Annotated in this window: 24 protein-coding genes; 20 read left to right on the top strand and 4 right to left on the bottom strand. The window is 44.8% G+C overall.

What is annotated here, in order from left to right:
- The 13 genes from holA to BZA03_RS04345 all read left to right on the top strand — a co-directional run bounded on the left by holA (position 1) and on the right by BZA03_RS04345 (position 12,327).
- A complete protein-coding gene (gene holA, locus BZA03_RS04405) occupies positions 1-1,029 on the top strand; it encodes a DNA polymerase III subunit delta (protein ID WP_014949355.1) in 1,029 nt (342 codons plus the stop codon).
- A 13-nt stretch (positions 1,030-1,042) separates the two neighbouring features.
- Positions 1,043-1,744 (top strand): nicotinate (nicotinamide) nucleotide adenylyltransferase, encoded by a 702-nt coding sequence (nadD, locus tag BZA03_RS04400; RefSeq protein ID WP_232379148.1) that lies wholly within the window; start codon positions 1,043-1,045, stop codon positions 1,742-1,744.
- 17 nt (positions 1,745-1,761) lie between these two features.
- Entirely contained in the window at positions 1,762-2,079 is a 318-nt protein-coding gene (gene rsfS, locus BZA03_RS04395) for a ribosome silencing factor (RefSeq protein ID WP_014949353.1), read from the top strand.
- A gap of 116 nt (positions 2,080-2,195) precedes the next feature.
- Positions 2,196-2,666, top strand: a complete 471-nt coding sequence (rlmH, locus tag BZA03_RS04390) for a 23S rRNA (pseudouridine(1915)-N(3))-methyltransferase RlmH (RefSeq protein WP_014949352.1) — start codon at positions 2,196-2,198, stop codon at positions 2,664-2,666.
- A gap of 30 nt (positions 2,667-2,696) precedes the next feature.
- On the top strand, positions 2,697-4,610 hold the full coding sequence (gene mrdA / locus BZA03_RS04385; RefSeq protein WP_110288064.1) for a penicillin-binding protein 2: 1,914 nt from the start codon (positions 2,697-2,699) through the stop codon (positions 4,608-4,610).
- Positions 4,610-5,725 (top strand): rod shape-determining protein RodA, encoded by a 1,116-nt coding sequence (gene rodA / locus BZA03_RS04380; RefSeq protein ID WP_039232696.1) that lies wholly within the window; start codon positions 4,610-4,612, stop codon positions 5,723-5,725. Before mrdA ends, rodA begins: the two co-directional genes overlap by 1 nt.
- A gap of 5 nt (positions 5,726-5,730) precedes the next feature.
- Positions 5,731-6,753, top strand: a complete 1,023-nt coding sequence (locus BZA03_RS04375) for a septal ring lytic transglycosylase RlpA family protein (protein ID WP_110288063.1) — start codon at positions 5,731-5,733, stop codon at positions 6,751-6,753.
- A 318-nt stretch (positions 6,754-7,071) separates the two neighbouring features.
- Positions 7,072-8,256 carry a D-alanyl-D-alanine carboxypeptidase family protein gene (locus BZA03_RS04370; RefSeq protein WP_014949348.1) on the top strand — a complete coding sequence of 395 codons (1,185 nt, stop codon included), beginning with the start codon at positions 7,072-7,074 and terminating at the stop codon, positions 8,254-8,256.
- A gap of 101 nt (positions 8,257-8,357) precedes the next feature.
- Complete coding sequence (gene ybeD / locus BZA03_RS04365) at positions 8,358-8,621, top strand: DUF493 family protein YbeD (protein WP_014949347.1); 264 nt, start codon at positions 8,358-8,360, stop codon at positions 8,619-8,621.
- The gene (lipB, locus tag BZA03_RS04360) at positions 8,622-9,293 is read left to right on the top strand and encodes a lipoyl(octanoyl) transferase LipB (protein ID WP_014976409.1); all 672 of its coding nucleotides are present in this window, start codon (positions 8,622-8,624) and stop codon (positions 9,291-9,293) included.
- On the top strand, positions 9,286-10,248 hold the full coding sequence (lipA, locus tag BZA03_RS04355) for a lipoyl synthase (RefSeq protein WP_110288062.1): 963 nt from the start codon (positions 9,286-9,288) through the stop codon (positions 10,246-10,248). Before lipB ends, lipA begins: the two co-directional genes overlap by 8 nt.
- A gap of 190 nt (positions 10,249-10,438) precedes the next feature.
- Positions 10,439-11,446 carry an asparaginase gene (gene ansA / locus BZA03_RS04350; protein ID WP_110288061.1) on the top strand — a complete coding sequence of 336 codons (1,008 nt, stop codon included), beginning with the start codon at positions 10,439-10,441 and terminating at the stop codon, positions 11,444-11,446.
- A gap of 41 nt (positions 11,447-11,487) precedes the next feature.
- A complete protein-coding gene (locus tag BZA03_RS04345) occupies positions 11,488-12,327 on the top strand; it encodes a DUF2797 domain-containing protein (protein ID WP_014976406.1) in 840 nt (279 codons plus the stop codon).
- A gap of 100 nt (positions 12,328-12,427) precedes the next feature.
- On the opposite strand, the gene BZA03_RS04340 is transcribed toward BZA03_RS04345, so the two are convergent.
- Entirely contained in the window at positions 12,428-12,979 is a 552-nt protein-coding gene (locus BZA03_RS04340) for an NAD(P)H nitroreductase (RefSeq protein ID WP_014949342.1), read from the bottom strand.
- 169 nt (positions 12,980-13,148) lie between these two features.
- The gene (locus tag BZA03_RS04335) at positions 13,149-13,760 is read right to left on the bottom strand and encodes a DoxX family protein (RefSeq protein ID WP_110288060.1); all 612 of its coding nucleotides are present in this window, start codon (positions 13,758-13,760) and stop codon (positions 13,149-13,151) included.
- A 44-nt stretch (positions 13,761-13,804) separates the two neighbouring features.
- Here BZA03_RS04335 and BZA03_RS04330 point away from each other — a divergent pair, with 44 nt between their 5' ends.
- The 3 genes from BZA03_RS04330 to BZA03_RS04320 all read left to right on the top strand — a co-directional run bounded on the left by BZA03_RS04330 (position 13,805) and on the right by BZA03_RS04320 (position 16,587).
- Positions 13,805-13,996: a hypothetical protein gene (locus tag BZA03_RS04330; RefSeq protein WP_014949340.1), complete on the top strand. Its 192-nt coding sequence runs from the start codon at positions 13,805-13,807 to the stop codon at positions 13,994-13,996.
- Between the two features lie 162 nt (positions 13,997-14,158).
- The gene (gene sppA, locus BZA03_RS04325; RefSeq protein WP_110288059.1) at positions 14,159-16,024 is read left to right on the top strand and encodes a signal peptide peptidase SppA; all 1,866 of its coding nucleotides are present in this window, start codon (positions 14,159-14,161) and stop codon (positions 16,022-16,024) included.
- A 47-nt stretch (positions 16,025-16,071) separates the two neighbouring features.
- On the top strand, positions 16,072-16,587 hold the full coding sequence (locus BZA03_RS04320; RefSeq protein WP_309146368.1) for a SprT family zinc-dependent metalloprotease: 516 nt from the start codon (positions 16,072-16,074) through the stop codon (positions 16,585-16,587).
- Between the two features lie 44 nt (positions 16,588-16,631).
- Here BZA03_RS04320 and yfbV read toward each other — a convergent pair whose 3' ends face one another.
- Entirely contained in the window at positions 16,632-17,081 is a 450-nt protein-coding gene (gene yfbV, locus BZA03_RS04315; RefSeq protein ID WP_014979203.1) for a terminus macrodomain insulation protein YfbV, read from the bottom strand.
- Positions 17,082-17,619: 538 nt separating this feature from the next.
- Between yfbV and trxB the strand changes: the two genes are divergently transcribed.
- The 4 genes from trxB (at position 17,620) to infA (ending at position 20,395) form a co-directional block, all read left to right on the top strand.
- Positions 17,620-18,585: a thioredoxin-disulfide reductase gene (gene trxB / locus BZA03_RS04310; protein WP_014949336.1), complete on the top strand. Its 966-nt coding sequence runs from the start codon at positions 17,620-17,622 to the stop codon at positions 18,583-18,585.
- A 50-nt stretch (positions 18,586-18,635) separates the two neighbouring features.
- Entirely contained in the window at positions 18,636-19,382 is a 747-nt protein-coding gene (gene aat / locus BZA03_RS04305; protein ID WP_110288086.1) for a leucyl/phenylalanyl-tRNA--protein transferase, read from the top strand.
- On the top strand, positions 19,379-20,101 hold the full coding sequence (locus BZA03_RS04300) for an arginyltransferase (RefSeq protein WP_014949334.1): 723 nt from the start codon (positions 19,379-19,381) through the stop codon (positions 20,099-20,101). Before aat ends, BZA03_RS04300 begins: the two co-directional genes overlap by 4 nt.
- Before the next feature lie 75 nt (positions 20,102-20,176).
- Positions 20,177-20,395, top strand: a complete 219-nt coding sequence (gene infA, locus BZA03_RS04295; RefSeq protein WP_014949333.1) for a translation initiation factor IF-1 — start codon at positions 20,177-20,179, stop codon at positions 20,393-20,395.
- Positions 20,396-20,572: 177 nt separating this feature from the next.
- Here infA and clpA read toward each other — a convergent pair whose 3' ends face one another.
- Positions 20,573-22,849 (bottom strand): ATP-dependent Clp protease ATP-binding subunit ClpA, encoded by a 2,277-nt coding sequence (clpA, locus tag BZA03_RS04290; protein WP_014949332.1) that lies wholly within the window; start codon positions 22,847-22,849, stop codon positions 20,573-20,575.
- Between the last annotated feature and the right edge of the window lie 22 nt (positions 22,850-22,871).

Below are 22,871 nucleotides of genomic sequence, written 5' to 3'. Positions count from 1 at the left end.
ATGCAGATTTATCCAAACCAATTTAGCCAAGATATCACCAAGGCACTTCGCCCGTGCTATCTGGTGTTTGGAGATGAACCCCAGCAGAAGTTTGATGTCATTGAGCAAATACGCGCTAAAGCAAAAGCCAATGGCTTTGAAGAACGTACAGTACTTGTTGCTGAAACGGGCTTTAACTGGAATCAGTTGATTGAAGCCACGCAAAGCATGTCGCTTTTCTCAAGCCAACAGTTTATTGAACTAGAGCTGCCTACGGGAAAACCGGGCACTGAAGGCAGTAAAATGCTGCAAGAAGTCGCGGCATCATTAAACCCCGATATTTTGTTGCTGGTTCACGGCCCCAAAATTGGCAAAGACGTGCAGCGCGGCAAATGGTTTAAAGTGCTTGATGATTTGGGCGCGTCGGTATTGTGTTACCCGTTGGAAGGCAAGCAGCTCAATGCATGGCTAAACCAGCAGTTAAATGCCCACCAACTCTCCGTATCAGCGTCGGGTGCTAAGATGATTGCTGATTTCTGCGAAGGCAACATGCTTGCTGCTAAGCAAGAAATTGATAAGCTCGCCCTACTCTATCCACACCAGTCTATTTCAGACGAACAAATTGAAAAGGCGATGGTCGATCAGTCGCGTTTCAACGTGTTTCAACTAGTTGACGTTATGCTTAGCGGCGACAGTACCCGCTGCATAAAAATGCTATACCGATTAGAGAGTGAGGGTCTGGAGCCTAACATCATTATTTGGGCGCTGATTCGAGAGTGGGAACAGTTATGGAAACTAAAACTAGCGCAGCAAAGCGGTGCCCCCATTCAGTGGCAAAAATTCGGTATTTGGCGTAATAGACAAGGTTTTTATCAAAGTGCCTTGAATCGTTTGAGCGTCGCGCAGCTAGAAGACATCCAAAAAGCGTTGACTCAGTCAGATCATGCATTCAAACAAAATGTCATTGCCCGCCCTTACGTTGAAATGTGTCACCTGTGCATGATGTTCATGGGTATGGACCTTCGCGAAATTCCTTTGTTACAGGCATAATGGGCAAGTCTAAGTGAGTCTTTCCGGCGCTTCTCGAGCATATCCAACGGTGAAAGCCATTCTTGGTGGTACGTTTAATCCGCCGCATAAAGGCCATATTGGTGCGGCACTAAAAGCGGCAGATGAAATTGGCGTAAACCACGTTCATCTCATGCCTTGTAAATTGGCTCCGCATAAGTCAGTAGGTGTGTCAGAAAGCCATCGGGTAAAAATGATTGAACTTTGCGCCCAAAACAATGACAGACTTATTCCAGAGTTAATTGAACTGACGCTTCCGTCACCCTCTTATACAGTTAAAACACTGCGTGCACTTAAAGAGAAAAGCGATGACACAATCTGTTTTTTCATTGGCGCAGATTCACTGTATAATCTGGACAAATGGTACGAGTGGGAACACCTGCTCGATTATTGTCACTTAGTGGTTATGCGCAGAGACGATGAGAAATTTTCGCCTCCTCCCGCAATACAAGCTTGGTTAGATTGTCATGTGGCTAACGATAAAAGTGTTATTCACGCAAAGCCTGCAGGCCATGTAGTGTTAACCAACACACCGCTTTTTAGTGTTTCATCTACTGAAATTCGTGACGTACTAGCAAGTGCTGCCACGTCCGAGAAATCGGGTACGCCAAACAGTTCAAATGCTGACCTATCTAACTTATGGTTAGAAGAAAGCGTTTTAGATTACATAAACGAACATCAGTTATATAAAAGTTAAGTAAGTGAGGAAAACTCTTGGAGAGTCAACAGCTCAAACAGTTTGTTAAAGACAAAATTGACGATATGAAAGGCCGTGATGTTATTGAACTAGACGTTCGCGGCAAATCAAGTATTACAGATACCATGATCATTTGTTCAGGTAACTCAAAGCGCCACGTTTCATCTATTGCAGAAAATGTCATGGTAGAAGCGAAGAAAGCGGGCCACGCACCTGGAAGCGTGGAAGGTAAGGAAACCGGCGAATGGGTTCTGGTTGATTTTGGTGATGTTATTTTGCACGTTATGCAAGATGAAACCCGTGATTTCTACCAGCTAGAGAAACTGTGGTCGTAGTGGCGTAAACGCCTGCTATAAACATGCAGTAACACGGTCAATAAAGGCCATACTCAAATGCGTATGGCCTTTATTGTATAAGTGAAATACTAATTCCTGCGGTAAGGGTAAAAGAAGTGCGTATACAAATCGTCGCGGTCGGAACAAAAATGCCAAGCTGGGTAAGTACAGGCGTGGATGAGTTTATTCGTCGTTTCCCTAGCGACATGCCAGTGTCCTTTACTGAAATACCCGCCGGAAAACGAGGCAAAAACGCCGATATTAAGCGCATTTTGGAAAAAGAAGGCGAGCAAATGCTAGCCGCTATTCCCAAAGGAAATCGCATTGTTACGTTAGAAGTAACGGGTAAACCTTGGGACACTCCCACGCTTGCCAAACAACTCGACAATTGGAAAATGGACGGGCGCGACGTAAGTCTGCTTATTGGTGGTCCAGAAGGGCTAGCACCAGAATGTATTGCTGCGTCGGAACAAAAGTGGTCCTTATCAGCCTTAACTCTACCCCATCCACTTGTTAGGATCATTCTTACAGAAAGCTTATACCGCGCGTGGTCGGTGACACAAAATCACCCTTATCACCGTGAGTAATTGGTCGCTTTATTAATGCAAAGGAAGTCAATGCAACGAAAACGTCAAGCAATACGGGACCACTCCGCTGAAGCGAACTTGTTCGCGCGCCGAGCGACCATTGCTTTTATTATTGTTGTGGCCATGTTGGGCATTGTACTTAACAACCTCTATTCTTTGCAGGTCACCCAGTTTGAAGATTATCAAACCCGGTCTAACGGTAACCGAATTAAAGTGCTGCCCGTAGCGCCTAACCGCGGTCTCATTTATGACCGTAACGGCGTGCTTTTAGCTGAGAACCGTCCGGTTTTCAGTTTGGAAGTTATTCCAGAGCAAGTGGATGATATTGAACAAACCCTTGCAGATCTGACCGAATTAATGAGCATCACCAGCGATGAAATTGATCGCTTTCACTCTACGCTTAAAGGAACGCGAAGATTTAAACCCGTTGCGCTTCGCACTCAGCTAAGCGAAGAAGAAGTAGCGCTGTTCTCTGCCAGCAAACACAAGTTTCCAGGTGTTCAAATTGAAGCGCGTTTAGCTCGTCATTACCCTTATAAAGAAACGCTTACCCATGCACTGGGTTATGTTGCACGCATTAACAAGCGAGACTTACAAAAACTCGTTGAAGCAGGCCAAGAAGATAATTACGCCGCAACCCACGATATCGGTAAGCTAGGCATAGAGAAATATCACGAAGAGCTGCTTCATGGAAAAGTGGGTTATCAGCAGGTCGAAGTAAACAACCAAGGCCGAATTATTCGTGTACTCAGTGTTGAGCCACCAACACCGGGCAAAGATATCGTACTTAACCTAGATTTAGAGCTTCAGTTAGAAGCCCAGCGAATAATAGAAGGCATGCGCGGCGCTGTAGTGGTTACCGATGTTAAAACAGGTGGCGTACTAGCACTTTATTCTAACCCTAGTTACGACCCCAATTTATTCGTGCACGGTATCAGCAGCAAGAATTACTCTGCTCTACTGAATTCGCCAGACCGCCCGCTAATTAACAGGGCGACACAAGGACAATACCCTCCCGCTTCTACCATTAAACCACACCTTGGTTTTGTTGGACTAGAAGAAGGCATTATCACCAAAGACTACACCATTAACGATACAGGTCGCTATCAATTGCCAAATGTGTCGCACGTGTGGCGCGATTGGCGTCGATGGGGACATGGAAAAGTTAACGTATCAAAAGCAATAGAAGTGTCGTGCGATACTTATTATTACGAGCTAGCGTATAAATTGGGTATCGATAAAATCAGTGAATCTATGTACGAATTCGGATTCGGAGATTTCACGGGTATCGATCTTTACGAAGAGTCAGATGCCAACATGCCTAGCCGAGGCTGGAAACGCGCTCGCTTTAATCAACCTTGGTATATTGGTGACACCATCCCCGTTGGTATAGGACAGAGCTATTGGACCACCACGCCGGTACAGTTAAATACATCTGTTAACACGCTGATCAATGCTGGGGAACGCTATATTCCACAAATCATTCGCGGTTATATGAACACCGATAGTTCTGTCGACCTTATCCCGCTTAAGTCGCTGCGGCCTATAGAGATTAAGAACCGTAACAATTTGGATGTGGTGTTAAACGCCATGCGCGATGTTGTGAGTGGCGAAGAAGGCGGCGCGCGTCATGCATTTGCAGATACCCCTTACGACTCTGCGGGTAAGACAGGAACAGCGCAGTTGTTTACCGTTGGCCAAAATGAAAAATATGACGCTACTAAAATTGATGAGCGTCTTCGAGACAATGCCATGTATGTTGGCTTTGCCCCTTTCAATGATCCAGAGATATCGGTAACCGTGGTTCTTGAAAACGTAGGCGGAGGTAGTAAGAACGCAGCACCCGTCGCCCGTCAAATCATGGATTTCTATTTCAGGGACCGAGTTTTTGAAACTGCCGAAGCTGACTCGGCAAACACTGATAATGAATTAGGGACAAACTAGTGAAGAGAACCACCATAAACCCTAATAAAATAAGTTTTCTTCAGCGCATTCACATCGATGGCTGGCTGTTAGTCGGGCTACTCGTGCTAAGTTGTGTTGGACTATTTACTCTGTACTCGGCGTCAGGTCAGGATATGGAGCAAATGGAGCGCCAGTTTATCAGGCTGGGATTTAGCTTTATCGTTATGTTCGGATTAGCCCAAGCCCCTTTGGGCGTGTTTAGGTTTTTCTCAACCTATGCCTATGGTGCAGGTCTGCTCATGCTAATTGCCGTATTATTATTTGGTGATATGGGCAAAGGCGCACAGCGCTGGCTAGATCTGGGCTTTATCCGTTTTCAGCCCTCTGAACTGATGAAGCTTGCCGTGCCTATGATGGTTGCATGGTATATCAGTAAATTCACTATGCCGCCACGCACGACCCACATTATCGTTGGGTTTGGTTTGGTGGTCGTGCCCACCATTCTCATTGCAAAGCAGCCCGATTTAGGAACCTCGTTACTCATCGCCAGTTCAGGTATCTTTGCCATATTCCTGGCAGGTATGAGCTGGCGTCTTATTTCAGTAGTGGGCGGTCTCATTGGCGCGTTTGCGCCTGTGATGTGGTTTTTTTTAATGAAGGATTATCAAAAGCAGCGGGTTCTTACTTTTTTGAACCCGGAAAGCGATCCACTAGGTTCTGGCTACCACATAATCCAATCTAAAATTGCCATTGGTTCTGGTGGTGTAGACGGCAAAGGCTGGCTGCAAGGCACGCAATCACAACTCGAGTTTTTACCCGAACGTCACACCGATTTTATCTTTTCAGTATTCAGCGAAGAGTTTGGTCTTACCGGTGTAATGTGTTTAATGGCAATATACATTTTTATAATTATGCGCGGCCTTATAATTTCTAGCCGGGCACAAGACGCCTATGCAAAATTGCTTGGTGGCAGTATTACCCTTACCTTTTTTGTTTATGTATTTGTAAACATGGGCATGGTGTCCGGATTACTTCCCGTGGTGGGTGTTCCCCTTCCTCTAGTGAGCTTTGGAGGAACATCTATGGTGACTTTAATGGCAGGTTTTGGCATTCTTATGGCCATTGCCACTCAGAAACGTTTAATGTCTAGATAACTTGTATGTTGCAGCGCCTTTTTTCGGTACTTGATTTTGTAAAAGCGGGTTTAGTTAATGCGGGTCTTGTTAACCAGAATCTGGCAAACGGGCAGTTCTTTCGCTATGGCTCAGCTGTTTTTATAGTTTTGGCATTAGTGGGATGCCAAAGTGCACCTACACAATCTGGTCGCTATACCCAAAAGCAAGACTCAGCGCCTAAGCACGTAGCCAAGAAACCAGAAACACTTGATGCTGTACCAAAATACGAAGCCTACCGCATGTTTAACAGCAGGCCTTACAAGGTACTGGGCAAGCACTACACGCCAATGGATAGTGGCAAAGGCTATGAAGAGGTCGGCTATGCCAGTTGGTATGGTCAGAAGTTTCACGGTCACTTAACCTCAAATGGCGAAACTTACAATATGTTTGCCATGAGCGCGGCTCACAAAACATTGCCACTGCCCTCTTACGTGCGTGTTACTAACTTGGAAAATAACAAACAAGCGATCGTCCGCGTTAACGACCGCGGCCCTTTTCACGATGATAGAATTATCGATTTGTCGTATGCAGCCGCAGTAAAACTAGGCTACCACAGCAAAGGCACAGCGCGAGTCAAACTTGAAGTTATCCACTTTGACGAACAAAACAATGTGACGGTGGGAAACAGTCCAACCGTTACTTACGATGAATACTTGGGTATTGCGGTAGTACCCGCACCGGCCTTGGCAGCAACTTCACCCACCCCGCCATTAGCCCCCTCTTCGAACACCGCGGATACCAACACAAGCAGCAGTGAGAAAAGTAGCAACGCGGTAAGTGATGCGATTTATATTCAAGTTGCTGCGCTTTCAAACGCCGAGAAAGCAAAATCTATCTCTAACGTGCTATCGGCGTTATATCAAATTCCCGCTCACCTGCCAGTAGCAGATAACATTTATAAACTACAGTTAGGCCCTATCCACGATGAAGCAGTCGTCGCGGAGGTTCTTGAACAATTAAAGCAAAATGGCTATCCCAACGCTTACGCGATTACGCAGACCATGTAGTTAGTTGGGTTGTCGCACGCTCATAAAAACAACGACATTGTGGCAGCATTGTGTCATTCAGCAGGCAATATCACGGTTTCTTCGCCTAATACCTACAATCGCGTAAACTTTTTTGATAAAACCTAGTCTTATAAGCAGCCTTTCGTTAAGATCTCTCGTCACCTCAGCTAATAAGTAGGTGAAACAACAGAATTCGGTTACGAACTGGACAAAAGCTAAAATTGGGTAGCCATGTTTTGCGGTCATCGTTTCGCGGTCATCGCAACAATAGGGTAAGCTTTAACTCACACGGATAAAACGGTCAAAGAAATTAGAACCATGCTCAGAATAATTCAACGCGCTAAACCGTCATTACTTTCATTTGCCTTTTTGGTGATAGGCACTTTACTACACACAGCAAATGCTGCCGTAGTCACTCCGCCTGCTCCTTCAGTTGCCGCAGAAGGTTTTCTTCTAACCGACTTTGAAACGGGTCATGTGATTGCATCTAAAAATGCGGACATGCAGCTTGCTCCTGCGAGCTTAACGAAAATAATGACTATTTATGTTATTGGCAAAGAATTACAGGCCGGTAACATCAGCTTAGACGACGAAGTGACTATCTCGGAAAACGCATGGGCGAAGAAATTCCCTGACTCGTCAAAAATGTTTATTGAAGTAGGTACACAAGTTTCAGTACGTGACTTACTGCGTGGCATTGTTGTGCAGTCAGGTAACGACGCCTGTGTTGCTATGGCAGAACACGTAGCAGGTTCAGAATCTGCTTTTGCCAGCATGATGAATGCACACACGGCATCACTTGGCATGAGTGGTTCTCACTGGGTTAATGCTCACGGTCTTCACGACCCTGACCACTACACTACCCCTCGTGACATGGCGATTCTGTCTCGCGCGCTTATCGCAGAAACGCCAGAAATGTACAAGATTTATAGCGAGAAGGAATTCACCTACAACGGCATTAAGCAATACAACCGCAATAGCCTGTTGTGGGACAAAAGCTTAAACGTTGATGGCATTAAAACTGGCCACACGTCTGATGCGGGCTACAGCCTAATCACTTCTGCAGAGCAAGGCGGTATGCGTCTAATCTCTGTAGTTATGGGGACTGATAGCGAACGTGCACGTAAAGTTGAAAACAAAAAGCTACTTAAGTATGGCTTCCGTTTTTACGAGACACTTACGCCATACCAAGCCGGTCATAGTTTCGTTGCTCACCGCATCTATATGGGTGATAGAGAGACAGTAGACCTTGGAATTAATCAATCTACCCCCATTACTATTCCACGCGGTCAGGCGGCTAATTTAGAAGCTAACTTCGAACTTGATGACAAGCTTGAAGCACCACTTGCAAAAGGTCAGGTTGTTGGAAAACTTTATCTACAACTAGACGGTGAAGATGTGGCTAGTTATCCCCTAGTTACCCTTCAAGAAGTAAAAGAAGGCAGCTTCTTTAATCGCATGAAAGACTACATTATGCTTCAGCTAGGATTTGACGACGAGTAAACACCTTTACTGAATACGTTAAAAAGCTAGTTGTGAAGCGGCCAGATTTGTTACAATCTGGCCGTTTTTTTATATGATATTTTAAGTACCAAGGATATCGCATGGATACCCGTTTCGACGAATTACTAGATTTTCCAACAAACCAAACGTTTAAAGTCATGGGCGTTGCTCATGAAGACCTACCTCAACAGGTAGTGAGCTGCCTTCAGCAACACGCGCCAGGTGATTACTCGCCTAACGTAAAACCAAGTAGTAAAGGTACTTACCACTCGGTTTCTATCAGTGTGCGTGTAACCAGCAAAGAGCACATGGAAACCATTTACACTGAACTTGCCAAATTAGAGCTGGTTAGGGTTGTACTTTAAGTGAATGAGCAGTCGATAGCGTCTGACGCAAACGGCGTTATAGTACGTCAGTTAGGGCGTCAGCCGTATGAGCCTATCTTCGAGGCGATGAAGCGCTTCACCGATGAACGCGACCAAAACACCCAGGATGAAATTTGGCTTGTTGAGCACGATGCTGTCTTTACGCAAGGACAAGCGGGCAAAGCTGAACACATACTTATGCCTGGTGACATTCCTGTTGTTCAGGTTGACCGGGGCGGCCAAGTGACCTACCACGGTCCAGGGCAACAAGTTATTTATCTGATGCTAAACATTAAGCGCAGAAAACTGGGTGTTCGTCATTTAGTCACTGCTATGGAAGAAGCGGTGGTCGGACTACTCGAAAAATATGGCGTAACCGCGTACCCAAAGCCCGATGCGCCTGGCGTATACGTCGATGAGAAGAAAGTTTGTTCATTAGGTTTAAGAATACGTAATGGCTGCTCGTTTCATGGCTTAGCTTTAAATGTTAATATGGACCTATCACCGTTTCAGCGTATTAACCCTTGCGGTTATGCCGGTATGGAAATGATCGATACCGCGCGCCTCAATGGTCCAACTACGCTTGAGACCGCTGGTAATGAATTAACGCATTTGTTGCTAGAAGCGCTTTCCATTGCACAGCCAACATACAAAGAAGGTTTTGATGAGTAATGCACGACCTCAAGCGGGGGTAAAACTCCGTGATGATGAAAAAGTAAAACACATTCCCGTCACTATTATTCCTACTGAAAAGGAAGAAATGCTGCGCAAGCCGGAGTGGATTAAAATCAAGCTTCCTCGTACTACCGAGAAAATTGATCACATCAAACAGACACTTCGCAAAAACAATCTTCACTCTGTGTGTGAAGAAGCGAGTTGTCCTAACCTTGCCGAGTGTTTTAACCACGGTACAGCCACCTTTATGATTCTTGGTGATATTTGTACCCGTCGTTGTCCTTTCTGTGACGTAGCCCACGGTAAACCACTGCCTCCGAGCGCAGAAGAGCCTGAGAAGCTGGCTAAAACCATTGCAGAAATGAATTTGCGCTATGTGGTTATTACTTCTGTTGACCGCGATGACCTTCGCGACGGTGGCGCTCAGCATTTCGTAGATTGTATTAACGCCATTCGCGAACACAGTCCAACAACGACAATCGAAGTATTAGTACCCGATTTTCGTGGACGTATGGATCGTGCACTTGAGATTTTCAAAAACGGCGTGCCTGATGTGTTTAACCACAACTTAGAGACGATCCCGCGTTTATACCGTGAATGTCGCCCTGGCGCGAATTACCAATGGTCGTTGGATTTGCTTAAGAAGTTTAAAGCGCAACACCCTGACGTGATGACCAAATCTGGTCTGATGATGGGTATGGGCGAAGAGAACGAAGAAATTCAAGGCGTACTTAATGATCTGCGCGCTCACAATGTGGACATGCTTACATTGGGTCAATACCTTCAGCCAAGCCGCCACCACTACCCGGTTAAGCGCTACGTACACCCTAAGGAATTCGACGCCCTTGGTGACTACGCAAAAGAAATTGGCTTCACGCATGCAGCATGTGGCCCTATGGTCCGCTCGAGCTACCATGCAGACCAACAAGCAGCGGGTAAAGAAGTTAAGTAGTACCGAACTTCAGCATAGGGCTCAGCCTAACGTTGCTAAAAAGTTGATACAGAATAAAAGCGGTGATCTTCACCGCTTTTTTGTGCCTTCGTATTTCAGGGTGACAAACCCGTGGGTATTGTTAGAATGCCCGTCAAATTACGCTATCCCCTTTTGAAAAGTATTCCCAAATTAAGGGTAAGGTCATTTCATGCGCAAACATATATATATTGCCTATACAGGTGGAACTATTGGTATGAAGCCGTCTAAGCAAGGCTACGTACCCGCTGCAGGCTTCTTGTCAGACACACTGAAACAGATGCCGGAGTTTCACCGTTCTGAAATGCCCCTTTTTACACTACATGAATACGATAACCTTATCGATTCATCAGACATGGATCCGTCTGACTGGCAGCGTATTGCCGATGATATCGCCGACAACTACGACAAGTACGATGGCTTCATTATTTTGCACGGTACAGACACCATGGCATACACCGCCTCGGCGTTGAGTTTCATGCTTGAGGATTTGTCAAAACCTGTCATTGTTACCGGTTCTCAAATTCCACTGGCAGAGCTTCGCTCAGATGGTCAAGTCAACCTTCTAAACGCGTTATACGTTGCCGCGAACTTCCCCATTGCCGAAGTCGGACTGTTCTTCAACAACAGACTACTTCGTGGCAACCGCAGCCGTAAAGTAGATGCAGATGGGTTCAGTGCCTTTGACTCCCCTAACTTTCCTCCACTGTTAGAAGCTGGCATTAACATTCGTCTGAAAGCCGGTGAATTAGCGAAGACACCAAATAACACCTTAACGGTATCGAACGTCAAAGCCCAACCGATCGGCATGGTTAGTTTGTATCCAGGTATTGCGCCGGAGGTCATAAAAAACACGCTGCAGCAGCCGGTGAATGCACTGATTTTACTGAGCTATGGTGTGGGCAATGCACCTCAGAACCCTGAGCTTATTGCACAGTTAAAATACGCAAAAGCCAGAGAAATTCCTGTTTTGAATTGTACCCAGTGTATGCGCGGTCGCGTAAACATGGGTGGCTATGCCACCGGCCATGGCCTACAAGAAGTAGGAGTTTTATCGGGTAGCGATATGACGCCCGAGGCTGCCCTCGCGAAACTGCACTACTTATTAAGTAAAGGGCTTCCTTTTGAGGAAATAAGCCATCTATTAACGCAAAACTTGCGCGGCGAATTAAGCGACTAACAGCGTTACAAATAAAGTTTTTAAGAAAAAGGTTTCAACAAGTGACAACAACATATTCGGGTATGCTTAAAAAAATGCGTACCTCCGCCGATGAAAACAATACCGTGCACTACTCGCTTCCAATTGGTGATGAGTTGGTAGATATCAATTCTCTTATCGGCAAGGAAGTAACGGTAACCTACTCTGGTGAAATCAACTGTGTTCACTGCAACCGCAAAACCAAAAAAAGCTTCAACCAAGGATACTGCTACCCGTGTTTGATATCGCTGGCACAATGCGATAGCTGTATTATCAAACCAGAAAAGTGCCATTACCACGAAGGGACGTGCAGAGAACCTCAGTGGGGTGAAGAACATTGCTTTAGTGAGCATTTTGTTTATTTGGCTAACACAGGTACGGTAAAAGTGGGCATCACTCGTCAAGTCACCGAAGGCGTGTCTACGCGGTGGATGGATCAAGGAGCTACGCAAGCTACCGTAATGCTGCGAGTTCCTGACAGGCTTACCAGTGGTTTGGTTGAAACGTTATGCAAAGATCACATTGCAGATAAAACCAATTGGCGAACAATGTTAAAGGGCAAACCTGACGAGGTTGATTTAGAACAGGTCAAAACCGAATTAATGGGTAAAATTGAAAGTGAGCTAGAAGCGCTGAAGCAAGAAAAAGGGCTTCAAGCAGTATCAGAAGTGACTACGCCTATCCATGATATTCATTACCCTGTTGAAGATTATCCGGTAAAGATAAAATCTTTAAACTTAGATAAGACACCGTCATTTACTGGTGTATTGCAAGGTATCAAAGGGCAATACTGGATGCTAGATGGCGATCGCGTTATTAATATCAGGAAGTTCGCTGGTTATAATGTAGACCTATCTTTCTAGGTTAAATGTTAGGGTCTTATTTTAGTTTACTTATAAAAATAAGACCCTTATTACCCGCAGCTAGCTATCTAATGCGGCAGTTTATTCGAATAGGTATCAACTACTGCCAGAATTCAAAGTAGTCGTTACTATTTCTTTGCGGTTTAGGTGCAGGCTCAAACGCTGGTGTTCCTAAATATAAGAAACCTACCAGCTCGTCTTCTTCACTTAAACCTAATCCGTTTCTTACCGTCTCACAGTGTGCGTAGCCTCCGGTGCGCCACATGCCGTTAAACCCTTGTGCTACTGCTGCCATTTGCATCGCCATAACGCCACAGCTTGCCGACGCTATCTGCTCAACACGCGGTACCTTTTCATGTTCCACATGCTTTGCGATGGCTACGATAACCATAGGTGCGCGGTGAGGAAGCTGCACGGCACGTTCAATTTCTTTCTGCGACTTTTCATTTTCAATAGCGGATTGCTCATAGAGTGCACCTAGCTTATCCAGCCCTTTTCCTGTGCACACGATAAAACGCCACGGAGTAAGACAAGCATGGTCTGGGGCACGTAGTGCAGCCTGCATAATATTCTCTAAGGCATCTCCACTAGGTGCTGGCGCTTCCAATCGAGGCTGAGAACTTCTGTTGAGTAACAATGTTAATGCGTCCATTTACGTCCCTACTTTATTTTTTCGCGTTGCTGTTATCACGCTTCGATTTTCATAATCGAGAAAAGCGTGCCAACAACAATAATTTACCTAACCTGATTGCTAGATCCTACGGTTCATAAACGAAAAAGACCAGAAAATTCCGGCCTTTTGTACAGGAAATGGAGCGTCCCTAATTACTTTTAGAACGCATGGCTTTATTCATATAGTAATCGACACTAAAGAAGCGTCCACCACCATAGATAAACAAAACTAAAAGCATAATAAAATAGGTCGCAGCGAATTCGATGCCGTTGTTAAGTACCACAAAGTTACCGCTGGATGTAAGCCAGTCATAATGGCCATACTCTTGTAACAATGATTTAGCTGCCGCAAGCTTTTCTGGCGCAGCCATAATGTTTTCATTCAGTAAGATTGTACCGTCGGCCAACCATGAAGACGCATCAGCAATAGCGAGCCATCCATTCTTAGCGTGAACACTCACCATAGCGACTATCATGGTTACCATTAATGGAATACTCACCAAGCGGGTCAATGCACCCAATAACAATAGAACACCGCCCACGAGTTCTGCGGCTGTAGCTAAGAACGCCATTACAAAAGGCATTGGTAAACCAAGCCCATAATCATCGTTACCAAACCAATCTACAATACTGTCGAAACTGGATGCTTTATTCCAGCCAGCCTGTATCATCACTGGTGCTAAATACAAGCGCAATAAAAGTAAAGGAATGCCATCTGCCACTTGCAGTCGGGCTATGATTTGTTGGTAAATGTGTGTCATTGTTTTGCCTACTTTGTGTGATTAAGAAATAAGAACGGCACTTTATGAAAAAAATTTCATCGCGCGAAAATAAGCCCTCACCGTTTTTGCGACTAATGAAAAAGGGCCATGGAAAAACCGGCTATAAAGCAAAGAATGGAAAATTTCTTATGACGATGAGCGAGGATAGTCACAAACGTATTGCCTCCCTCATTCGAAAGTGGCTGGAACAAGACGAAAAAAAGAACGCAGAATAAAAGTCATCGTAAGTCGCCGAAAACAAAGACACTCACAAAAAATTACAATTAAGTTCGCGATCTTACTCGATTTAGGTAACATAATAGAATGCAGTACGTGAGTAAGGTATGCCTGATCTATCTTGCTCTGGTTAGTTAATTCAAAAAAAGGTAGTGATTAAAATGGCAGCCAAAGGAAATTGGACTAAATCCTTGTTTATTGGCTTGTGGACGGTGCTTAACTTCACCCGCAAACTTTTCTTTAATTTGATATTCATTGTTATTTTTGTTGGATTGATAATCGCAATAACTGGTCAGGACGATGAACAGTTTACCGTAAACAAAGACAGTGCTTTGTTTCTTACGCTTAACGGCAAGCTAGTTATAGAAAAAGAAAGCATTGATCCTTTCGAACAGTTCTTACAAGAATCGCTAGGCAGTGAACCTGAAAACCCAGAAGTACTGGTACGCGATGTAGTGAAAGTGCTTGAAAATGCGCAAAAGGATCGCCGTATTAAAGCTTTGGTTCTTGACCTTCAAGGTCTTACCGGCGGTGGTTTAGACAAGTTACGCACCGTAGCTAATGCTATTGACGCATTTAAAGAATCTGAAAAGCCCGTTTATGCCATTGGCGATTACTTTTCCCAAGACCAATATTACTTGGCAGCACACGCTGATAGCATCTATCTGAACCCAATGGGCGGGTTAATGTTTGAAGGCTACGGCCGTTATGGCATGTACTTCCAAGACATGCTAGAAAAGTTAAAAGTAACCACGCATATCTTCCGGGTTGGTACTTATAAATCTGCTGTTGAGCCTATCATGCGAAATGATATGTCTGAAGAAGCAAAAGAAGCGGAGAAACAGTGGTTAGATGGTTACTGGGCGCAATACAAAGCGGATGTAGCAGCAGCTCGCGGTATCGATGAAGCAAACTTTGACGAGACCCTTGAAGGTTTATTAGCAAAGTTTGAAGCGGCAGGCGGCGATTTCGCACAGTATGCGCTTGAGAATAATTGGGTAGACGCATTGAAGACCCGCGAAGAAGTAAGATTGGAGCTTACTGAGTTAGTCGGTGAAGATGAAAACAATCACGGCGTTAACCTCACTTCGTTCAATACCTATCTTAAAGTTGTTAACCCGCCTATGCCGGTTATCGAGTCAGATATGGATAAAGTGGCGATTGTAGTTGCCAAGGGCACCATCTTAGACGGTAATCAAAAAGCCGGTACTATAGGTGGCGACAGCACTGCGCGTCTTCTGCGTAAGGCTCGTCTTGATGACAACGTAAAAGCAGTGGTTCTACAGATTGATTCTCCTGGAGGCAGCGCATTCGCCTCTGAAATTATCCGTCAGGAAGTGTTGCAGCTACAACAAGCAGGTAAGCCCGTTATTGCTTCTATGAGCACCTATGCAGCTTCAGGCGGTTATTGGATTGCAGCAAGTACCGATAGAATAATTGCAAGCCCTAGCACAATTACAGGCTCGATTGGCGTGTTTGGAATGTTTATGACCTACGAGAATTCACTGGATTATCTAGGTATTCACAGTGACGGTGTGGGCTCTACAGAGCTTGCAGGCTTCTCTACTGTGCGTCCACTAGCACCAGAATTCGGTCAGATTCTTCAGCGCAACGTTGAAAACACTTACGGAAACTTCTTGTCGTTGGTTTCAAATGCTCGTGGTATGTCGGTAGAAGAAGTGGATAGGGTTGCCCAAGGACGCGTGTGGATTGGCGAAGATGCAATTGAACTTGGCTTGGTAGACCAGCTTGGTACGGTTGACGATGCTGTAGTTGCTGCGGCCGAGCTCGCCGAGCTAGAAAATTATGATACATTCTACGTACAACGTACGCTGAGTGCCCAGGAAATTTTCTGGAAGGAATTCTTTGGCCAGGCAATGACGTTTGTGGGCAAATGGCAATTTGCCCATGCTGACTCTGCACTGGTAAATGAATTTAAGCGCGTACTTAAAGAGTTCAGTTTAGTAAACCAACTAAACGACCCTAAGGGTACCTACGTGCTATGTTTACCTTGTGACGTTAAATAATACGCGCAGCAAATAAGTAGAAACAGTAAAAAGACAGAGGCAGCAACATCGCTTCAAATGACTTAACTCAAGAACAGCGTCGCGTTATTACCGACGCTGTTTTTTATTGCTATGAGCAAGCAGAGCAATACTTCAAGCAAACGTTCAAGCGCCCGACCATCACTTTTAGACGGTCGGGGAAAAATGCGGGCACTGCGTTTTTACAGCAAAACCGCGTGAATTTTCACCCACTTCTGTTTAAAGATAATATCGATGCCTTTTTAAGTGACGTGGTACCACACGAAGTCAGCCATTTATTGGTATGGGTTCTGTTTGGCAGAGTTCAGCCCCACGGCAAAGAATGGCAGTCGATAATGCGCAGCGTATTTAACTGCACGCCTAATGCTACCCATCAATTTGACGTGAAACGGGTAGCCCGCACTTTTCATTATGTGTGTGACTGTGACACTTATGCGCTAAGTACACGCAGACACAATAACATTTCAAAAGGGGCACAATACAAATGTAGGAAGTGTCAGGCCTTGCTTCGCGCACCAGACGTTGGCAGCCTAAAAGCCAATTGACCCAAGACGCTGTCTGGCGAGCGGTATTTACAGGATACGTGCTGTTAATTAAACCAGTGTTTAGTAAATGCGTTGTCTAAATCGTTAAACGCTGTCTTAAGAAGTTGCGCTAGCTCTTTATATTTTGGTTTTGATTTAGCATTGGTCATAGCTACACCTTGCGAGCGCATTTTTGAGTGGATTTCTTGATACCAGCTTTTCAGTTGTGGTGGAAGGTATTGGTCAGAGCGATGTCCTAGCCAAAGCAAACCTTGCATAGGCAGACTTAAGAAGAAAGCACCTATGGTAATGGTTTGAGGTAGATAATCGGCGCCTAAACTCTGATAGAGCAGCGCGCATGAAACCATAGCCACTGGCGGCATGGTTTTAATTGCAAACTTAGTCGCTGCTACAACTCTACACTCTGGGAAAAAGGCATAGAGTTCTTTTCTTACAGGCCATGTCTTCATGTACTGCTGACCGTTTTTCAACATTGTCATTATTGATTGAGACATGCCTCACCTCTTTGATAAACCTTACTATCAGCATTAATACTGATATCACTCACGTCATTATTCGATAGTTATAACTAAATTGTAATCCGCTTTTTGGCTAATACAAACTGGTTCTTCTAAATCAGTACGTAATTACAGCGATAAACTATCAACATCGATCTTATCAAATACGATTGCACTGTAGTTAATTAAGTTTCGTTGATGTGGCGGCTGCCTTATGGTCTGCTGTGAAGATCGGCATTGTGTAACTAACATACCGTACGTTAATAATTAAAAGGTATAAGTTCAATCTATCTTTAAGTGACATTTTTCTCGCTTAAAGGCATCATATAGAGCTTAAGCCTAAACATTGTGCTGCATGGCTTTGTTGTTACTTTTGTTAAAGCAAGTGAATAACGACCTGCAGATGTTGCGCTGGCAAATTACTATAATAAAAGTAACTAGGTGTTGAGCTTGATTTACAGATTTTCGCCCCTACCTAGCTTTCTAAGAGAAATTTTATAAGTAACCCTATTGGGTGAATTATTTGGAGAGGAAAATGGCAGAAAGCAGACACGTCCGTCTACTTATCTTGGGTTCAGGCCCTGCAGGTTATTCAGCAGCGGTTTATGCTGCACGTGCAAACCTTAAACCTGTACTGTTAACTGGTATTCAACAAGGCGGACAGCTTACTACCACGACAGAAGTAGAAAACTGGCCGGGCGATCCTGAGGGCCTTACTGGTCCTGATCTAATGGTTCGTATGCAAAAGCATGCTGAAAAGTTCGATACTGAAATTATTTTCGATCACATCAATAAGACCGACTTTTCGAAGCGCCCTTTCACGCTTTACGGAGATAGCGGTACTTATACGTGTGACGCACTAATCATTGCTACAGGTGCTTCAGCTAAATACCTTGGTCTTGAATCAGAGCAAGCGTTTATGGGTAAAGGTGTATCTGCTTGTGCAACCTGTGACGGTTTCTTCTATCGCAATCAAAAAGTAGCGGTAATTGGTGGAGGTAACACCGCTGTTGAAGAGGCGCTTTACCTTTCAAACATTGCATCAGAAGTACATGTTATTCACAGAAGAGATAGCTTTAGAAGTGAAAAAATTCTTGAGCAACGCCTTCGTGATAAAGCAGAAAACGGTAACGTGGTATTACACTTAAACCGTACGCTAGATGAAGTGCTCGGTGACGAAATGGGTGTAACCAAAGTCCGTATTAAAGATACGAACAGTGATGCCACTGAAGAGCTTGATGTTATGGGTCTATTCGTTGCTATCGGTCACAAACCGAATACCGATATCTTTGATGGGCAGCTTGAAATGAAAGATGGCTATATCGTTGTAAACAGCGGTACAAACGGCAATGCGACGCAAACAAGCGTTGAAGGTGTTTTTGCTGCAGGTGACGTGAGCGATCACATTTATCGTCAGGCCATTACATCAGCAGGTACAGGATGTATGGCGGCGCTAGATGCTGAAAAATACTTAGACGGTACGATGCCCGAACAAGGTTAATACTGTTTCCCAAGCCCTGCTGTTCAGTGGGGCTTTTTTCTGGCCCGATTATGATAGCGTTACATTACATCGAAGAAGGCGCGCCCTTCCCTCCAGTCGACACTGCATTAGACGAACCTAACGGCCTGCTAGCATTTGGTGGCGACCTCAGTCCTGCACGTTTATTTTCTGCCTACTCACAGGGCATTTTCCCTTGGTTCAGTGATGACGAACCGCTGTTGTGGTGGTCACCCGACCCCAGAGCCATTATTGAACTCGACAATTTTGTCGCATCGAAAAGCCTTAAGAAGCTTGCTCGAAAACAAAAATACACGGTAACGTTAAATTATGCGTTCGACCGAGTAATTGAAGCCTGTTCATCAACCCCTCGTAAAAACCCAAACACAGGTGAACTCAATAGCGAAACATGGATTACCGATGACATGATTGGGGCTTACCGGCAGCTCAATGGTTTGGGTTTAGCACACTCTGTGGAAGTTTGGGACGGCGAAACATTGGTGGGTGGACTATATGGCGTTGGAATTGGCAAGGTATATTGCGGTGAATCGATGTTTCACCGGGAAAGTAATACCTCAAAACTTGCTATGATGGCGTTGGTTGAGCACATGAAGTCTCACGATATGGCCTTTATTGATTGCCAGCTTCCTACCGATCATTTGTCATCCCTTGGTGCGAATGTGTTATCCCGTGAAAACTTTATTGAAAAACTGGAAAACAACAACCACACTTTAACTGAAGACGGTAGCCTGTCAGAAGACTACCTTAATCGTTGGAAGCCAAGAGTGATTACTCCGTGAAGTTTGGTATAACCCAATCATTTTCATGTAGCTATTTGCCCGATGAGCAAGAGCAATTATTAGTATACGCCGAAAATAATGATTTTCAGGCGTGGCGATACTCGCAACTTATTCAAGTGGGATTTCGACGAAGCGGTGAACAAATTTACCGTCCACACTGCCCAGCCTGCAAGGCGTGTAAGTCGGTGCGAATTCCGGTAAATGCTTACACCCCCTCTCGCAGTCAAAAAAGGCTGTTAAAGGCCAACCAAGGGTTTCGCGTTCAGCTAGTTAGTGAAACTAAAAGCACATACTACCCGTTGTATGAACGCTACATTACGGAGCGACATGCCGACGGTAGTATGTATCCGCCTTCACGAACCCAGTTCGACAATTTCGTTTTGTGTGATTGGATGACAACCCATTACCTAGAGGCCTATGATGGCGACAAGCTCATTGCAGTGGCTGTCACTGACGTCGTCGATGCTAACGAACATATGGGTGCCCTCTCTGCGCTCTACACGTTTTTCGACCCTGACTATAGCTCTGCGTCTTTAGGAACATGGATGATACTCATGCAAATTGAGGAAGCGAGGCGTTTAGGCCACCACTATGTTTATTTGGGCTATTACGTAGAGGGTTGTCAAAAAATGTCTTATAAACACAAATTTTTGCCATTTGAGCAGTTTAGTGACAATGAATGGCATCTATTTAGCAAAAATAGTAAAATACCCACTTAATTGCTTTACACCGAACCCAAGATTGGGTAAGGTCTGCGCGGCAAAAATTTTGAATTACTGAGGTAACTGCTTTACATGGCAAAAGAAGATTGTATTGAAATGGAAGGTACTGTGTTAGACACGCTACCTAACACTATGTTCCGCGTTGAACTAGAAAACGGTCACGTAGTGACTGCACACATCTCTGGTAAAATGCGTAAGAACTATATCCGTATTCTTACTGGCGATAAGGTCACCGTTGAGATGACTCCTTACGATTTGACCAAAGGTCGTATCGTTTATCGCGCAAGATAATGAGCCATTTAAGCGGTAACGCATAAAAAAAGCCCGATTAAGATCGGGCTTTTTCGTATCTGGGTTTTACCTATTTCATCCTCGAAGCACTATCGCTAAAAACAAAGTTACTAACGAAGATATAGCGCTTGATAGACGACATTAGTCTTTCTACCTAGCGCTACATGCTTTATTACATTAGGTTGGCTCTGCTTCTTCAGACGTTGCACCTACACCTGTGTACTCAAAGGTAAGTTTGTCATCAACGCAGTCTACTTTAACGTTTCCGCCTTTAGATAACTCGCCAAACAATAGCTCGTTCGCTAACTCTTTCTTCAGGTCATCTTTAATGACGCGCGCCATAGGACGTGCACCCATTGCCTTATCATAGCCTTTCTCAGCCATGTAAGCGCGGGCTGCACTAGTGACCTCTAGCGACACGCCTTTAACGTCAAGCTGTGCCTGAAGCTCAATAATGAACTTGTCTACCACCTGCAAGATGATTTCAGGATCAAGATGGTTAAACCAAATAATACCGTCCAGGCGGTTTCTGAATTCAGGTGTAAACACCTTATTGATTTCAGACATCGCATCGTGACTGTGATCTTGCTGCTTAAAGCCAATAGATTTACGTACGGTTTCTTGAACACCTGCGTTGGTGGTCATCACTAACACTACGTTTCTAAAGTCAACCTTACGTCCATTGTTATCAGTCAGCGTACCGTGGTCCATAACCTGAAGAAGAATATTGTAGATATCGCTATGCGCTTTCTCAATTTCATCTAACAGCACTACTGAGTACGGGTTTTTGATTACCGCATCTGTTAACAGACCGCCTTGGTCAAAACCAACGTAACCAGGAGGCGCACCAATGAGGCGACTAACTGCATGACGTTCCATATACTCAGACATATCAAAACGTACAAGCTCAACACCCATGATTTTAGCCAGCTGTTGGGTTACTTCTGTTTTACCAACACCAGTTGGACCGGCAAATAAGAAGCTACCAATTGGTTTTGCTTCAGCTCCAAGTCCAGAACGTGATAGCAATATAGCGTCATTAAGCGTCTCTATAGCCTTATCCTGACCAAACACGACCATTTTAAGGTTGCGGCCAAGGTTCTTAAGCACCTCTTTGTCAGAAGCCGATACAGACTTCTCAGGGATACGCGCCATTTTTGCAATAATTTGCTCAATGTCGCCCACACCTATCGTTTTTTTGCGCTTAGAAGGCGGCAATAAGCGCTGGCTTGCACCCGCCTCATCCATTACATCAATGGCTTTATCCGGAAGGTGACGCTCGTTGATGTATTTAGCCGACAATTCCGCCGCAGCTTGAATCGCTTTTTGTGTGAAACGCACATTGTGGTGCTCTTCGTAGCGACTCTTAAGGCCAAGCAGTATCTTTGTGGTATCGCTGACGCTAGGTTCAGTAACGTCAACTTTCTGGAAACGACGTGCAAGGGCGCGGTCTTTCTCAAAAATACCTTGATACTCTTGATATGTGGTTGAGCCAATACAGCGTAGTTCACCGCTTGATAGCTTAGGCTTAAGTAAATTTGACGCGTCCATTACACCGCCCGACGCAGCGCCTGCACCAATAATGGTATGGATTTCATCAATAAACAAAATGGCGTTCTTGTCTTTACCAAGCTCTTTCAGAATTGCTTTCAAACGCTTCTCAAAGTCACCACGGTATTTGGTACCAGCAAGAAGGCCACCTAAATCCAGTGAATAAACAGTACTTTCAGCAATAACATCAGGCACGTCTTCGTTAACGATTCTGTATGCAAGACCTTCTGCGATCGCCGTTTTACCTACGCCCGCTTCACCCACAAGCAGCGGGTTGTTTTTGCGACGACGACATAGAATTTGAATAGTGCGCTCTACTTCCGAATCGCGGCCAATCAACGGGTCTATTTTGCCGTCTTTCGCGTGACGATTTAGATCAGTTGCGTATTTGCTCAATGCTGAGCCACCTTCTTCGCCTGCTTCAGCCTCTTCCGACGCTTCAGGGTTTACGGGCTCATCATCATCCGCTTTGCTTACGCCATGGCTAATGAAATTCACCACATCCAAGCGCGTTACATCCGCCTTCTTGAGAATATAAACGGCCTGAGACTCTTGCTCGCTGAATATAGCAACAAGTACGTTGGCGCCAGTAACTTCGTCCTTACCAGACGACTGAACGTGGAATACCGCACGCTGCAGCACGCGCTGGAAACCGAGCGTGGGCTGAGTTTCGCGTTCGTTTAACTGGTCATCTAAAATGAGAGGCGTAGTATCTTTAACAAAAGCTAACAGTTCGCTTTTAATTGCCTCAATATCGGCACCACATGCTTTGAGCGCATCGCGAGCAGCTGAGTTATCAAGCAATGCCAACAACAAGTGCTCAACCGTCATAAACTCATGACGATGCTCTCTGGCAAATACAAACGCGTTATTTAACGTTTGTTCTAATTCTTTATTTAACATATTGCTCGCCCTCTACAAAAAA

The sequence above is a fragment of the Alteromonas sp. I10 genome (assembly GCF_003201515.1).
GTDB lineage: Bacteria > Pseudomonadota > Gammaproteobacteria > Enterobacterales > Alteromonadaceae > Alteromonas > Alteromonas macleodii.
This window is presented reverse-complemented; position numbering and strand designations above follow the sequence as displayed.